This is a genomic window from Streptomyces sp. NPDC001617, assembly GCF_053596855.1.
The window spans coordinates 1-14,718 of the sequence record NZ_JBSFHA010000144.1; the positions used below are offsets into that span (position 1 = coordinate 1).

Sequence of the window (14,718 nt, forward strand, 5' to 3'; positions counted from 1 at the left end):
ACCCCGCCGACCCGAACCCCGTGACCGGCCCCGACCCGACCGGAGACAATGGACCCCGTGCGCTATCGCATCCTCGGCACAGCTCAGGCACTTCGCGCTGATCTGCTCGGGGCGGATACCGCCCTGGTCCTTGAGCCGGCCCAGGTGCACGGAGAGCAGGGCGGCGGCGCCGAGGGAGACGCTCATGTCGGCGAGCTTCTTCTGGGTGAGCTGGAAGGCGCTGATGGGCCTGTCGAACTGGACGCGCGAGTCGGCGTATTCGATGGCCGCCTGGAGCGAGTCGCGGGCCGCGCCGACGACGCCGAACAGGATGCCGAAGCGGGCCTCGTTCAGGCAGGACAGCGGTCCGCGCAGGCCCTCGGCGAGCGGCAGGCGGGCCGCGTCGGGCAGCCGCACATGGTCGAAGGACAACTCCGAGGTGATGGAGGCGCGCAGGGACATCTTCTGCTTGATGTCCCGGGTGGTGAAGCCGGGTGTGCCGCGGGGGACGAGGAAGCCGCGGATGCCGTCCTCGGTCTGCGCCCAGACGGTGGCGACATCGGCGATGGAGCCATTCGTGATCCACATCTTGGAGCCGTTGAGGATCCAGTCGCCACCGTCGCGGACGGCGCGGGTGCGCATCCCGGCCGGGTTGCTGCCGAAGTCGGGCTCGGTCAGGCCGAAGCAACCGATCGCCTCACCGGCGGCGAGCCGGGGCAGCCACTCCTGCTTCTGCTCCTCCGAACCCCACGTCCAGATCGAGAACATCGACAGCGAACCCTGCACCGAGACGAAACTGCGAAAGCCCGAGTCCGACGCCTCCAACTCCAGACAGGCCAGACCGTAGGACACGGCGTTCGTGCCGGCGCAGCCGTACCCCTCCAGATGCATGCCGAGAACGCCCAACTTGCCGAGTTCCGGGGCGAGTTCGCGGGCGAAGTGCGCGTTCTCGAACCACTCGCCGATGTGCGGGCGGACCCGGTCGGCGAGGAACCTGGCGACGGTGGCCTGGATCTCGCGCTCCTCGTCGCTGAGGGTGGAGGAGAGGTCGATCAGGTCGAGAGGGTCCTTCAGCGGCTTGCCACTCATTATGGGCTCCTGGTCATAAGGGTTGGGAAGTCGGTGGTTGGTTCAGTCGCGGTTCTCCGGGTCACACAGAGGCGCAGGCGGGCCGGTCCGACCGGCCGTGGAGGATCTGCGTGGTGCGCTGGCCCGGACGAGGTGGGGGCAGGTGGTACTGCTCGGGTGTCCCGCTCAGCGGGGTGTGCGACCTGGCGGGATGGCCGGCTTCCTTCCCCGTCGGCGGGAGCGGCGGGGATGTCGACGATGCCGGGAAGGTGGCGTAGGGTCCGTCCGGCACGTCATGCTGGGAGCTCACTCACCCTCCTCTCTGGTCGTCACGCCTGACGTCCTGTCGTCGGCGCTGCATCCCGTTACCGCCAGTGCTTCAACGGCTGGTCCGGGTGGGTGAGTTGGACGGTGGGAAGGCCCCGGCCGATGGGCGCGACGGCTTGTACGACGGTCACCCGTGCCCCCACCGCCACCACGACGGGCGCCGTCCCGGTGACTTGGCAGAGCAGGTTGAAGCCCTCGTCCATCGCGACGAACCACGTATTGTGCTGGGCGTGGCCGTTACGGCGAACGACGGCTCCGGCACCCGCGCTGCGCTCCAGAGTGAAGGACACGGATCCGCAGGCTCGGCAGAACGGGCGTCGGTAGTCCGGGGTGCCGCACCACAGGCAGCGCTGGAAGAAGAGTTCGCGGCAGGTCGCCGGTGCGGTCGGCATACCCGCCGGGGTCGCCTCGACGGCCGTTTCGGAGTCGTCGGCGAGTTCGGTGAGTTCACGGGTTTGTGTCTGGAGCACCGCAGCCTCCTGCACGCAGTTCGGTGGCCGGAAACAGGTGATCGGAATCTCCTGTCCCCATCACCCTGGCCCCACCCCAGATCGCTGGTCAACGACGAGCTGACGCATCTTTGTGCGCGGGAAACGCGCCATCAGCGGAGGTCATACCGGGGTTTTCCCGCGCTACCCTCAGCCCCGGGCCCAGCTGGTCACCGGGACAGGTCGGGGTCGACCGGGTGCTCGCCGCGGCATTCCAGCACGCGGTGCGCAAGCTTCAGGCAACCACCTCTGCCGCGATGCTCCCGTTGGAAGACGGCCGGACGCCGTCCAACGTCGTCGTGTCGGCGACCCACTGTCGATCTTCACCGTGGGCGGACCAGCATCCGGTCGACGACGACCGGTACACCGGCGCCGTCGCCTACCGCACCGGCCGCCAGTGTGTCCGCGTCAGGGCGGAAACACTCAGCGGTGTCCGCCCGGCCATGCAGTTCCCGTACGCGACAATCGCCATCCCGTGGTCCCGCTTCGTGGAAGTCGCCGAACAACTCGCCTGTCATCTCGATGAACTCCCCCGACGCGTCAACTACAGGCTCCGCCGACGTACTTTGGCGACCTGGCAGATGCCGCACACCGACTGGACCGAACTCTGCGACGGCCTGCCACAGGCGAGTTGGCTCACCTCGCGGTACGGCACCATGCTCGGCACCGTGCTGGTCTGGGCCGAAACCACGCAGTCCGACTACCTCTTGTGCCCCCTCTTGCGTGCTCCGCGCACGTCAGGGATAGATCTCACGAGCCTGATCGACAAGAACTCCCAATTCCTTACCCCGGCCAACCAGAACGGCAGGAGCCTCGAATCCCTGCGCAATGTCGCCAAGTACTCCAGAGACCTTGGCGCGCATTGCGACAAGTGACCCCGGTGCGCAGGTCTACACCGTGGTCGAGGTGGGGGGTAGGGCTTGACCCACGGCTTCGCCGACGGTGCGGTCACCCCAGGCCGAAGACCGGGTCCCAGCCGTCGGTGCCTGCCGCGTACTTCGAGGCGATGCAGTCGGCTGCGTCCACGGATTGACGAACGACTCCAGCCTGGCCATGCGGATGGCACCACTGATGTTGGTTCTCCTCGGCGGAGTGGTGGCAGAGGTCAGTCGGTGGAGAAGCCAGCCAGCATGGCGGCCGGGTAGCGGCTGCCGGCCGAGCCGTGAGGCAGGATCTCGGCGATGCGCCCCAGGTCGGCGTCGGTGAGTTCGACGGCGGCGGCGCCGGCGTTCTCCTCCAGGCGGACGGTGCTGCGCGTGCCGGGGATCGGGACAACGTCCTCGCCCTGGTGGAGCAGCCAGGCCAGGGCGAGTTGGGCGGTGGTGAGGCCCTTGGCGGTGGCGAACTTCTTGAGCTGGTCGGTGGCGTGCAGGTTATAGGCGTAGTTCTCGCCCTGCCAGCGCTCGTCCCAGCTGCGCATGTCGTCTGCGGGATATTGGTCGGCGGGCTTGACCACGCCGGTCAGGAAGCCTCGACCGAGCGGGGAGTAGGGCACCAGGCCGATGCCGAGCTCCCTCAGGACCGGCAGGATCTTCTCTTCCAGCTCACGCTCAAAGAGCGAGTACTCGTATTGCAGCGCTGTGACCGGCGTGACGGCGTGGGCGCGGCGGATGTACTGCGGGCCGACGTTGCTCAGGCCGAAGTACTTCACCTTGCCCTCGGCGATCAGCTCGCCGACCACGCCCGCGACATCCTCGACAGGCACGTCGGGGTCGGAGATGTGCTGGTAGAAGAGGTCGATGTGGTCGGTCTGCAGGTAACGAAGGCTGTTCTCGGCGACTTCGCGGATGTTCTCCGGGCGGCTGTCGACCCCGGAACCCAGCGGCTGGGCGGCCATGTCGAAGCCGAACTTGGTGGCCAGGACCACCTCGTCACGGAAGTCCTTGACGGCCTTGCCCAGTAGGGCCTCGTTGCTACCGATGCCGAGGCCGTACAGCTCGGCGGTGTCGAAGAAGTCGATTCCCAGTTCGTGGGCGCGACGGATGGTCGCGACGCCCTCCTCGTCGTTCGAGGCGCCGTAAGCCATGGTCATCCCCATCACGCCCAGACCGAGCGCCGAGACGCGCAGGCCCTGAGAGCCCAGATTGCGGTGCTGCATGAGTTCACTTCCTCAGTACTCGCCGGATCCACTCCGAATGAGTCAAACCAAACCGTTTGGTTTTAGCCTACGATCGGACAGCCCTTGACGTCAAACCGAACAGTTCGGTGCTTTATCCTGGGGTTGTGTCCCACCCTCTCGACTCCGGCCAGACCGCAGCGCCCACAGCCGCTCCCGACGGCGGCGACACAACGCGGGAGCGGATCCTCAACGCCGCCTTGGAGGAGTTCGCCCGCCATGGCATCGCCGGTGCCCGTGTGGACCGCATCGCCAAACTCGGCAGGACCAGCAAGGAACGCGTCTACGCCTACTTCCGCAGTAAGGAAGCGCTCTACGCCCACGTCGCCGCGCGGGAACTGGCCGTGATCGCCGAGGCCACGCAGATGGACCCGTCCGACCTCCCCGGCTACGCGGGCCGCCTGTTCGACTACTTCACCGCCCGCCCCGACCACCACCGCCTGATCACCTGGGGCCGCCTGGAACTATCAGGTTCCGGGGTCGCCGCCGACGATCCCACTCAGGCGGTCATCGCCAGCAAAATCGGCCAGCTCCGCCGGGCGCAGCAAGCGGGACAGCTCGATCCCGCCTGGGACCCGGCCGACGTCCTCGCCCTGATCAACCAGATCGCCACCACCTGGGCAGCCCAACCCGAACTCAGCCAGGCCGCGACAGAACACACCGCGAACCCTGCCCCAGCAGCCCGGCGCGCCGCCGTCGTTGCCGCAGTCGAGAAGTTGTTCCCCCGGACGCACTGAGGCCACCCACACCAGCAACGTCTCTGCGCAGAATCACCGGGCCGCGGTCCGCGAGGAAAGCAGCATGAGCCACAGGCTCATCGCTATTGGTCATGCGACAGGGCCCATCACCACAGTGAGGGCCGGCGAGGCCGCCGAGGGGTCGGCTCCGGCCGGCGTCCTCGCACTCCCACGGCCTACAGAGCGCGCGAGCCCTTCCGACTCCGGCGGCCCGGTTCTGCCGACTGCGCACATGCCGGGAAATCCGTGACGCCATCCGCGAAGCCTTGCTCAGCCTCACCCAGGCGCCACCTTCTGGCGACGGTCGAAGACGCTCACACGTTGTCAGGATTCTGTGCATCGGCGGCCGTTGGGGCTGTATCGCCGACGGCGGCGGGGAACAGTCGCTGGACGGCGGCGACGATGGCCGCCCGGTGGGCCGCCAGGAAGGCGTCGCGTTCCTCGCCGACGGGAGTGAGGTCGGTCTGGCCTGCCCACGACAGGGCGAGCTGGCTGACGAAGACCAGGATGTCCTCGGGCTCCCACTCGGGATCGAGGTGGCCGGCCTCCTGCGCCCTGCGCAGCTGCTCGATCTTGCGGCGCAGGGACTCCTGGAACGGGTCGTCGGCGGGCGTCTGCCCGGGCTGGAGCTCCAGTTGGCCCCACATCATCAGCCGGTGGCGTTCGGGGTGCTGGACGGCGTGGTCGTGCACGCGGCCGGCGTAGCCCGGAAGGTCGGTGGCGTCCAGCGGGACGGCCTCGGCCATGGCCGCGAGTTCCCGGGCGGCGACGAACCGGTAGAGCGCTTCCTTGCTGCGGAAGTACGCGTACACGCGTTCCTTGCCGGTGCGCGCCGCCTTGGCTATCCGCTCGACCCGGGCGCCCGCGATGCCGTGGCGGGCGAACTCGGCGGTGGCCGCGGCGACGATGCGATCGCTGGTGGGGTCGGTGCTGTTACGGGGGACCATGCACCCCAGATTACCTAACCGAACCGTTCGGTCTTGCAGACGGCGACTCGCCCGACGTATGGTCGAACCGAAACGTTCGGTCTGATTCAGTACCAACAGGAGCACCTCATGCGACAGCGCACACTGGGCCGCCAGGGCCTGACCGTCTCCGAGCTCGGCTACGGCGCGATGGGCACCGCCATCGGCTACGGTCCCTCGGACGACACCGCGTCGATCACCGCGATCCGCCGCGCCCACGAGCTGGGCGTGACCCACTTCGACACCGCTGAGATGTACGGCTGGGGAGAGGGCGAGAAGCTGCTCGGCCACGCCCTCGCCCCCATCCGCGACGAGGTGACGATCGCGACCAAGTTCGGCCTCACCCCGACCTTCGCCCCGAACTCACGGCCGGAGCACATCCGCGAGGTCGTCGACAACAGCCTCCGCAACCTGAATACCGACGTGATCGACGTGCTCTACCAGCACGGCCCCGACCCGAGCGTGCCGATCGAGGACGTGGTCGGTGTGATGAAGGAGTTCGTCGACGCCGGCAAGGTCAGGTACCTCGGCCTGTCCAACACCGACACCGACGCGATCCGCCGCGCCCACACGGTGCACCCGATCTCGGTCCTGCAGCACGAGTACTCGATCTTCGCGCACGACTCCGAGCAGTTCTTCCCCGTGCTGGAGGAACTCGGCATCGGACTCGTCGCCTACTCCCCGCTCGCCCGCGGCTTCCTCAGCGGCGCCGTCCAGTCCCGCGAGCACTACGACGCGAGCGACTTCCGCCAGATGATTCCCTGGTGGGCCCCGGAGAACTTCGACCAAAACCTCTCCATCGTCACCGAGCTCACCAAGCTCGCGGAGAGCAAGGACGTCACCCTGTCGCAGCTGGCCCTGGCCTGGCTGCTGGCGAAGAAGGACTACATCGTCCCGATCCCGGGCTCGCGCAACCCCGAGCGCGTCGCGCAGAACATCGCAGCCGCCGACCTCGAGCTGACCGCCGACGACCTTGCCCGCATCGACGAGATCGCCCCCGAAGGTGGCATCGGCGGGCGAGGTATGTGACACGCCCGCCCGACGGATCCGTGCTCAGCGGCTGGTTCGTCGTGAACCACGCACGGCAGCGACGTCCAGTTCACCTTCGGCAACTTCGGGCAGGGCGCGTTCACCGGTGCCGCGCCGGCCGACCTCGCGACGGCACGGGCGCTGTCCTCGAAGATGGTGGACTCGTTCGCCGCGTTCGCGCACCACGGGTCCCCTTCGACCCGGGCGCGGCCGAACTGGTCGGCCTTCACCCCTCGCCATCGGGCATGCCTGTCCTTCGACGTGGAGCCGCGTCTGGTCCACGACCGCCTCGCCGACGCGCGGCGTGAAGCATGCGACGGGGTCGATCCCTTCGCAGTCTGCTGATACCTGACGCTGCCGCGGGGGCCGCCGTCAGTTGCGTGACGGCGGCCCCTACGTCGTTATCGGGCGACGTACCCGCCGTCGACGGGGAGGGCGACGCCTACGACGAAACTCGCTCCCGGGCTGCACAACCACAGGACCGCCTGGGCGATCTCCTCGGCCTTACCGAGGCGATTGATGGGCTGGTTGGCCTCGGCCTCGCCGCGGTCGAGTTCCCCCTTGGTGATCATGTCGCTGACCATGGGGGTGTCGATCGTGCCGGGACAGACGGCGTTGACGCGGATACCGCGCGGGGCGTATTCGAGGGCGGCGCTGGTGGTCAGGCCGATCACCCCGTGCTTGGAGGCGTGGTACGAGGCACGGCCGGGCAGGCCGACCAGGCCACCGAGCGAGGAGCAGTTGACGATGGCGCCGCTGCCCTGGGCGCGCATGTGCCGCAGCTCGTGTTTCATGCAGGCCCACACGCCGCGAAGGTTGATGGCGTTGACGCGGTCGAAACACTCGGCGGGTTCGTCGGCGGCGTCGCTGGGCGGGATCTGGATGCCGGCGTTGTTGTAAGCCATGTCCAAGCGCCCGAACGTCTCGACGGTCCGGTCGACCGCAGCCGCCACCTGGTCCTCGTCGCTGACGTCGCAGGTGAGGGCGAGTGCTCGGTGGCCGGAGTCGGTAAGTTCCTTGACGGCTGCGTTCAGGGCGGCTTCGTCGATGTCGGTGAGGGCGACGGCGGCCCCGGCCTCGGCGAAGGCGCGGGCGGTCGCCAGGCCCATGCCGGAGCCGGCGCCGGTGACGAGGGCGACCTGGCCGGTGAAGTCGTAGGTGGGGTTCACGTGTCTTTCTCCCGTTTAGCGTGGGCCGGGTCAGGAGGCAGTTTCGATGGTGACCTTGGTGGCGGTGGCGAGGCGTTCGGTGTCGTCGTGCACGCTGCCGAGGATGATCAGGCCGGCGTCGCTGGAGCCACTGCCTCGGTAGAAGAGGGCCAGGTTGCCCCAGGGCGCGTAGTACGCCAGGTCACCGGGCTTGGCTTCGGCGGCGTCCGGGGCGCCCGAGGTGGACAGCCGACGGGGCAGGTCAGCGATCTTCTCCGTCCCGTGGAAGTCGCCCAGGTTCAGCGTGAGCGGGAGCAGGGCTGCGAAGTCGCGGGCCGTGGCGCTGTCGTTCAGGGTGGCGTCGACCCGATGGCCGTCGATGGTGAGCCGGAGATTCATGGCGGTGCCCTTGTCATCAGACGGTGAGGCTGGTGCCGTGGCCGCCGGCGTTCGCTGTGACGCGGTGGCGGAGGGCGCGGAAGACGGGGACGGGGCCACCTCATCGGTACAGGCGGTCACCGCAAGCAGTAAGGCGGTCGGGACGGCGCGGGCAAGGCTGGAACGGGTGGACAGGCTCACGGCACCCTCCGGGGGCGTCAGTTGGGCAGGTGCTCGGCGTAGTGGCGGAAGCCGTCGCACTTGAGGTGGATGTCGTACAGGCGATGGGCCAGCACCTCAGGGCTGCTGTGTTCGGCGTCGGGCCGGATGGCGCCGGGGATGATCAGCTGGGCGGTGTGGATGTTCTCCGGGGCGAGGGCGTCGTGGAGCATGTGGGCGTAGGCGCTCTCGGCGGCGAAGGCGATCGAGGTGCCAGCCCGGTCGGGATGGGGGCGTACGGCGCTGCCGCCATTGACGAACAGCAGGGTGCCGCGACCGAGTTGGCGCATGCCGGGCAGGACGGCGTTCACCGCGGTGACCGGGCCCTTGACGGAGAAGGCGAGGGGCGCGTCGAGGCCGTCGGCAGTCGTGCCGAGGACCGGCTTCATGAAGTCGGCGCGAGGCACGGGGCTGTACTGCAGGATCTCGATGGGCCCCAGGGCGGCTGCCGCCGCGTACAGGGCCGCCTCCAGTGACTCGACGTCGAGGACGTCGGCGGTGAAGCCCCCCGCCTGGATGCCGTCGCGGGCCAGTTCAGCGGTCAGTGCGTCCAGCTTCTCGGCGCTGCGGGAAACGAGGGCGACGGTGTGGCCGGCGGTTCCGAAGCAGTGGGCGGTGGCGAGCCCGAGGCCGGAGCCGGCTCCGACGAGGGCGAAGGTCGTCATCGTGAGTCCTTGTGGGTGGAGGGGCTTAGCTCAGGCTTGGGGAGGACCTTGCCGGCACGGCGCTCGAGATCGCCGCGGCAGGCTGCTCCATGTCGAGCCTCACACTTCGAGGCAAGAGCGAAAAGCGGAGAAAGACATCCGGGGAGGGATACATCCTGGGTGGAAACTCTCCCTCCTTCCTCAGGTGCGTTCGGTGTCATGCTGAGCCGCATGACCGGCAATGTTCCCCTCAACGAGCTGGGAGAATTCCTCAGGAAGCGCCGCGCCGAGCTGAGCCCGCGCACTGTCGGCCTGCCCGACAACGGCGGCCCCCGCCGGGTCGCCGGGCTGCGCCGCGAAGAGGTCGCCCAGCTCGCCAGCATCAGCACCGACTACTACACGCGTCTCGAACAGGGCCGTATGCAGGCGTCCGCGCCCGTGCTGGACACGCTCGCCCGGGTGCTTCATCTCGACGACGACGAACGCGGCTATCTCTTCCAGCTCGCCGGCAAGATCACCACTCGCGCCCGCAGCCGGGGTCGGCAGAAGGTCCAGCTGCAGTTGCAGCGCGTGCTGGACGATCTCACCGCCACGCCCGCCATCGTGCAGGGCCGACGCGGGGACATCCTGGCCTGGAACGCGCTGGCCGCCGCATTGGTCACCGACTTCTCCCGGATCCCGGAGAGGCACCGCAACTACCCGCGGATCATCTTCACGGATCCGGCCATGCGCACCCTGTACGCCGACTGGGAGACATCCGCGCGGCTCGCCGTGGCGCAGCTGCGGATGGAAGCCGCGCAGTATCCCGAGGCCCCCCGCCTCATCGAGCTGGTCGGTGAACTGTCCCTGCGCGACAAGCAGTTCGCCCAGTGGTGGGGCGACCACCGGGTCGCGGCCCGCACGGTGGGCACGAAGACCCTCAACCACCCGGTGGTCGGCGAACTCGTCCTGGACTGGGACACCCTGACCGCCAACACCGACCCCGACCAGCACCTCACCGTCTGGACGGCCGCACCCGGCTCCCCCACCCACGAGCGGCTGCGCATCCTCGCCTCCTGGGCCACCGACCAGAACCTGCCGGCCTCTCCCCCTCCCGCCTGACCACGGTCGGGCCCTTACTCGCCGAGCAGGCCACCTCACCATGAACGCCCAACGGCCAACTGCCGCCGCCCCGAGGTGAGCCCTCCCGCCCCACCAACCGGGCTCGAACTCGCCCGCTCGCTGCCGGGGCCTGTGCAGGTGGCCCGGTTCTACGGCTGCGAGCATCAGGGCGGCGGTCCGCGAGCAAAGGAAGAGGCGGCCGACCTTCTCGCGAAGCAACTGGCTCCGTAGCGGGACCCACCGATTCCAGAAGCCTTCCGTTCCCTCCCGAGCTTGTCGATCTGTTTCTGTCCTTGTGGCCCCTCCATGGCCCCTGAGCACCTTCGAGAGGGCGCGTACAACCGCAGTAGTCCGCGTTCGCCCAGTTCGGCCAAGGGGCTGGACCCTTCGCACAGCGGATTCCCTTACCAACGCGATGGTGCTCCAGCCCGGGTACCGGGGTGGAGCACCATCCCTGATTCAAGGGGCGAGCTTGTCCACCTGACTGTGCATGGACCTGGGTCACAGCCCGTCGATCGGGTCAGCCTAGGACGTAGGTCTCATCACCCAAGTCGGTGAGTTGAACTCACGAGCAGCGGATTCGGCCCCGCAGCCCAAAGTCCTGCATCCGCACCCCAGATGAGACGTTTCCGCAGGTCAAAGCCCTGCGCAGTGGGGCGGGTGGGACTCGAACCCACGGTCGACGGACTATGAGTCCTTTGGGGATCTTGGCGGCTCTTGCTGATCATTGCCAATCCATGACGTCTTTCCAGGTCAGATGTGGTGTGCCGTTGCCCATCCGTTCTGGGCCTTGTCGGGTTGCTCCTGCTCCTTGTGTCCCGAACGCGTCCCGAACGGAGCGCGGACAGAAGGGTACGGCTGACATCGAGCCGATTGCGGCAGCAGGCGATGAGGTCTTCGAGGGCGGCACGGTGCTCGCGGCAGGGAGCGCAACGGATCCACACCCCCGCCACCTCCAGAACATCGAAGACGGAAGCGCGCGGGTTCGTACATTCCGGAGCTGAACAGCGAGGAACCGTACACCAAGCACGGTGAACGTGACTTGGTGTACGGGGCTTGCCTGGGTCGGCGGGTATCAGGATGACGCAGTCCGGCTGTTGCCGAGGCGCGGTAGGACGATGAGCAGGACGGTCGCCGCCGCGATCAGGTGAAGGACTTCGAGGGCCGCGATGGTCAGGCCCTGGTGGGCGGAGGTGAGGGGCCCTGCCGCCATCACGAAGACGGCGAGCGCCACGAGCAGGACGAAGGTCCGCCCGGGCCGTGCGGTCCGCCGGGCGATAACCAGGGCGATACCGCCTCCGACCAGGGTCATCAGGAGGGTCATGATGCCGGCCATCGGCGCGTTCACCGTGCTCTGGCTGCCGGACATGGTGACGGTGTAGTCGGCTCCCGCCATGTCGAAGAGGAAGTAGGCCACGAGGACAGCGACCGCCGCGGCGATGGCTGCCGACAGGACGGTGCGGACGAAAGCGGCCAGGGGGCGGGAGGAGACAGCGGAGGACATACGGACTTCTTTCCGGGAGGTCGGACGACGGGCGTCGTGGGGGGAGTTCGGGTGTGTCGCGGGCGCGAAGACGTGCCGTGTGATGTGGCGTGGGGCAGCCGCCCGGCGACTTGGATGCGTCGACGGTCCCGCGCCCGCGGCCTTACAGGGCGGCGAAGCCGAGGACGGCGGCAGTGAGGGTGAGCACGGCCAGTACCGCCGGCGCGGCCGGGGATTCCTTGCGGCGGGTGTGGACCTTGACGGCACCGAGCATGACCAGCGCGAGGCAGATGCCGGCGATCGGGCTGAGGACGGTCGCGGTGTCGGTGAGGGCGGGCAGGATCAGACCGAGTGCACCGAGCACCTCGGCCAGGCCGATGAGCTTGACGGACCCGGCGGAGAAGTCGTCCACCCAGGGCATGTTGGCCTCTTTGAGGGCGGCGCGGTTTAGGGCGAGCTTCATGCCGCCTGCGGCGAGGAAGACGAGCATGCCGAGGCCGGCGACTGTCCAGAAGGCGATGGTCATGGCGTAGTTCTCCGTGAGGTCGGATGCGGAAAGAGAGAGGGGACCGGGGTGCCCCACGCCACTGCGGAGGGGGCGACCCGCGCACGGCGAGTGCGCAGGGGGAGGCGAGGCGGTGGCGCGGCGGGAATGCTGCGGCTCAGGCGGCTGTGCGCGTCTTTCCGGCTGCCGGAGGTGAGGGCATTTCGCGGCGCAGGACGGGGAGAACGTCGGAGCCGAACAGGTCGAGCTGTTCGTGGATGGTCTTCTCCGGGACGCCGCCGAAGTCCAGGCCGAACAGTTGGCGCTGGTACGGGCCGAAGTAGTCGGGGAAGGAGAGGACCTTCTCGATGACCTGCTGCGGGCTGCCGACAGTGAGCCCGGTCTCCCTCGTGACCTGGTCGAAGTCGCCGGAGTGGAAGCGGCTGCCCGCACGGAAGTAGGGCATGTACTCGGCTACGGCGTCCTGACTGTTCCTGCGGACGAAGGCGCCGCCTCCTGCGCCGACGATCGCGCCGACGGCGGGGCCGTGGCCATGGTGTTCGAAGCGGGCGCGGTAGTAGTCGACGAAGTCCTTGAAGTACTCCATGGTCATGAACAGGTTGTTCACGAAGAAGCCGTCGCCGTAGTACGCGGCCTGCTCGGCGATCTCGGGCGAGCGGATCGAGCCGTGCCAGACAAACGGCGGGGTGCCGTTCAGCGGCCGGGGCATCGAGGTGAAGCCCCGCAGCGGGGCCCGGAACCTCCCCTCCCAGTCGAGTACGTCCTCGTCCCAGAGTCGGCGCAGCAGAGCGTAGTTCTCGATGGCCAGGGGGATGCCCTGGCGGATGTCCTGGCCGAACCACGGATAGACCTCGGGGGTGTTCCCGCGGCCGAGCATGATGTCGACCCGGTCGCCCGCGAGGTGCTGCAGGGTGGCGAACTCCTCCGCGATCCGCACCGGGTCGGTCGTGGTGATCAGGGTCGTCGACGTCGACAGAGTGATGTTCGTCGTCTGCGCGGCGATGGAGGCCAGGATCGCTGCGCCCGCGCTGGAGATGAAGGGCGGGTTGTGGTGCTCGCCGATCGCATAGACGTCGAAGCCGACCTCGTCGGCGTGCCGCGCGATGCGGACGATGCCCCGGATCCTCTCGGTCTCGCTGACCGTCTTCCCCGTGACCGGGTGAGGGGAGAGGTCCCCGACGCCGAAAATTCCGAACTCCATGACGCGACCTTCCGGGCGGGCACACCCGCCAAGTAGTTGATACGTGTACAACCTAACCTCGAGGTAGTACACGCGTCAACTACATGCCCGAGGGGCATCAGCCGTCGGCCGCCCCCTCGGCCCGACCTGCAGCGGTCACATGCCGGATGAGGCTGGCAGAGATGTCGATCAGTGCCTCCTGCTGCTCTGCGGTCAGCGCGTCGATGAAGTACTTCCTCACGTGCGCGCGGTGCAGCGGCGCCGCCGACCGGATCGCCGCACGCCCGGCATCGGTGACCGCGACCACAGAACCGCGCCCGTCACCGCGATACCCCTCGCGGGACACCAGACCCCGCTTCTCCATGCGCACCGCGTGGTTCGACAGCCGGCTCTTCTCCCAGCTGATGGCCGCGGCAAGGTCCGTGGGGCGCATCCTCCCCTCCGGCGCCTCGGTCAACGCGACCAGCACCGTGTAGTCCTGCGGGGACAGGTCCGTCTCACGCGCAAGATCCCTCTCGACATGCTCGCGCACCAGGCGCTGCGCATCCAGCAGACCTCGCCACGCCTGACTCTCTCGCGCATTCCAGTGTTCCGTGCTCACCGCGCCATCCTATCCCGATTAGTTCATGCGTGAACTAATCGGGGGTGGACACCTGTCGCCACTCAACAAGTAGTTGACACGTATACCAATTCGACTCTAGGTTGTTCACATATCAACTATTCGGTGGGGCGTCGCCCGGAGTGGGCTCGTCATGGAATTCGGCATCTTGTCGGCTCCGCGGCACAGCACGGGGCGACACCCACCGATGACAACGCAACCCAACCCCCCACCCCCACCCTCCAGGAGCACCTCCATGACCACTTCATTCACACGCCGCACCGTGATAGCAGGGGCGCTGGTGATAGGCGTATCCCTCACGGCCACCACCCTGGCGCTGGCATCGACCGAGACCGGTCCCAGCACGAAGAGGACGGCCCCCACCGCTGACGCGGGTACCACCAGGCTGCAGTGGGGGGCGGTCGCCCTGACCGCCCGGCAGTACCCCGCGATGAAGGAATTCGCCCAGAAAGCCCTCGGCCTGAACCTGGTGAACAGCTCCGAGGAGTTCTCCGTCTTCACCACGCCCAACGGCAACCTGTTCGAGCTCTACGGACCGAAGGCCCCCCAGTACCCCTGGCGCACCAGCCCCACCTCGACAGCGATCGGCTTCGACTCCACCAACCTGGACGCCGCCGAGAAGGCTCTGCAGGCCAACGGCGCCAAGTGGGCCTCCACCGTCCAGGTGGTCCCCCACGCCGGAGCCGGCGGCAGCGACTACCGCTTCCGGCTCTTCCGCGCCCCCGACAACCG

17 protein-coding genes and 1 pseudogene are annotated in these 14,718 nt (G+C 68.2%); 6 read left to right on the top strand and 12 right to left on the bottom strand.

The features are described from left to right. The 3 genes from ACWC09_RS50525 to ACWC09_RS50535 all read right to left on the bottom strand — a co-directional run. Window positions 1–1,068 (bottom strand): acyl-CoA dehydrogenase family protein (locus tag ACWC09_RS50525; protein WP_450858833.1); only part of this gene is annotated, 1,068 nt, incomplete at its 3' end. A gap of 61 nt (window positions 1,069–1,129) precedes the next feature. Then, window positions 1,130–1,357 carry a hypothetical protein gene (locus ACWC09_RS50530; RefSeq protein WP_450858835.1) on the bottom strand — a complete coding sequence of 76 codons (228 nt, stop codon included), beginning with the start codon at window positions 1,355–1,357 and terminating at the stop codon, window positions 1,130–1,132. Window positions 1,358–1,412: 55 nt separating this feature from the next. Next, on the bottom strand, window positions 1,413–1,844 hold the full coding sequence (locus ACWC09_RS50535; protein WP_450858837.1) for a Zn-ribbon domain-containing OB-fold protein: 432 nt from the start codon (window positions 1,842–1,844) through the stop codon (window positions 1,413–1,415). Between the two features lie 215 nt (window positions 1,845–2,059). Between ACWC09_RS50535 and ACWC09_RS50540 the strand changes: the two genes are divergently transcribed. Next, window positions 2,060–2,737, top strand: coding sequence for a hypothetical protein (locus ACWC09_RS50540; protein ID WP_450858839.1), 678 nt, complete (start codon window positions 2,060–2,062; stop codon window positions 2,735–2,737). Between the two features lie 230 nt (window positions 2,738–2,967). On the opposite strand, the gene ACWC09_RS50545 is transcribed toward ACWC09_RS50540, so the two are convergent. Then, window positions 2,968–3,960 (bottom strand): aldo/keto reductase, encoded by a 993-nt coding sequence (locus ACWC09_RS50545; RefSeq protein ID WP_450858841.1) that lies wholly within the window; start codon window positions 3,958–3,960, stop codon window positions 2,968–2,970. A 125-nt stretch (window positions 3,961–4,085) separates the two neighbouring features. Here ACWC09_RS50545 and ACWC09_RS50550 point away from each other — a divergent pair, with 125 nt between their 5' ends. Beyond that, window positions 4,086–4,715, top strand: a complete 630-nt coding sequence (locus ACWC09_RS50550) for a TetR family transcriptional regulator (protein ID WP_450858843.1) — start codon at window positions 4,086–4,088, stop codon at window positions 4,713–4,715. Between the two features lie 314 nt (window positions 4,716–5,029). Here ACWC09_RS50550 and ACWC09_RS50555 read toward each other — a convergent pair whose 3' ends face one another. After that, complete coding sequence (locus ACWC09_RS50555) at window positions 5,030–5,662, bottom strand: TetR family transcriptional regulator (protein WP_450858845.1); 633 nt, start codon at window positions 5,660–5,662, stop codon at window positions 5,030–5,032. A gap of 108 nt (window positions 5,663–5,770) precedes the next feature. Here ACWC09_RS50555 and ACWC09_RS50560 point away from each other — a divergent pair, with 108 nt between their 5' ends. Then, on the top strand, window positions 5,771–6,709 hold the full coding sequence (locus tag ACWC09_RS50560) for an aldo/keto reductase (protein WP_450858847.1): 939 nt from the start codon (window positions 5,771–5,773) through the stop codon (window positions 6,707–6,709). 60 nt (window positions 6,710–6,769) lie between these two features. Then, window positions 6,770–7,054, top strand: a pseudogene (locus tag ACWC09_RS50565) (hypothetical protein); the annotation flags it as partial. 56 nt (window positions 7,055–7,110) lie between these two features. Here the strand turns inward: ACWC09_RS50565 and ACWC09_RS50570 are convergent. The 3 genes from ACWC09_RS50570 to ACWC09_RS50580 form a co-directional block, all read right to left on the bottom strand. Further along, complete coding sequence (locus ACWC09_RS50570; RefSeq protein WP_450858849.1) at window positions 7,111–7,878, bottom strand: glucose 1-dehydrogenase; 768 nt, start codon at window positions 7,876–7,878, stop codon at window positions 7,111–7,113. Window positions 7,879–7,908: 30 nt separating this feature from the next. Further along, the gene (locus ACWC09_RS50575) at window positions 7,909–8,256 is read right to left on the bottom strand and encodes a cyclophilin-like fold protein (protein WP_450858851.1); all 348 of its coding nucleotides are present in this window, start codon (window positions 8,254–8,256) and stop codon (window positions 7,909–7,911) included. Between the two features lie 197 nt (window positions 8,257–8,453). Next, window positions 8,454–9,119: an SDR family NAD(P)-dependent oxidoreductase gene (locus ACWC09_RS50580; RefSeq protein ID WP_450858853.1), complete on the bottom strand. Its 666-nt coding sequence runs from the start codon at window positions 9,117–9,119 to the stop codon at window positions 8,454–8,456. Between the two features lie 198 nt (window positions 9,120–9,317). On the opposite strand from ACWC09_RS50580, the gene ACWC09_RS50585 reads away from it, so the two are divergent. Continuing rightward, on the top strand, window positions 9,318–10,199 hold the full coding sequence (locus ACWC09_RS50585) for a helix-turn-helix domain-containing protein (protein ID WP_450858855.1): 882 nt from the start codon (window positions 9,318–9,320) through the stop codon (window positions 10,197–10,199). Between the two features lie 1,075 nt (window positions 10,200–11,274). On the opposite strand, the gene ACWC09_RS50590 is transcribed toward ACWC09_RS50585, so the two are convergent. The 4 genes from ACWC09_RS50590 to ACWC09_RS50605 form a co-directional block, all read right to left on the bottom strand. Beyond that, window positions 11,275–11,703, bottom strand: coding sequence for a DUF6069 family protein (locus ACWC09_RS50590; RefSeq protein ID WP_450858857.1), 429 nt, complete (start codon window positions 11,701–11,703; stop codon window positions 11,275–11,277). Between the two features lie 142 nt (window positions 11,704–11,845). Further along, window positions 11,846–12,208, bottom strand: coding sequence for a DoxX family protein (locus tag ACWC09_RS50595; protein ID WP_450858859.1), 363 nt, complete (start codon window positions 12,206–12,208; stop codon window positions 11,846–11,848). A 136-nt stretch (window positions 12,209–12,344) separates the two neighbouring features. Then, entirely contained in the window at window positions 12,345–13,388 is a 1,044-nt protein-coding gene (locus ACWC09_RS50600) for a CE1758 family FMN-dependent luciferase-like monooxygenase (RefSeq protein WP_450858860.1), read from the bottom strand. Between the two features lie 97 nt (window positions 13,389–13,485). Beyond that, complete coding sequence (locus tag ACWC09_RS50605; protein ID WP_450858862.1) at window positions 13,486–13,968, bottom strand: MarR family winged helix-turn-helix transcriptional regulator; 483 nt, start codon at window positions 13,966–13,968, stop codon at window positions 13,486–13,488. A 253-nt stretch (window positions 13,969–14,221) separates the two neighbouring features. Here ACWC09_RS50605 and ACWC09_RS50610 point away from each other — a divergent pair. After that, window positions 14,222–14,718, top strand: a 497-nt coding sequence (locus tag ACWC09_RS50610; protein WP_450858864.1) for a VOC family protein, incomplete at its 3' end; no start/stop codon positions are given.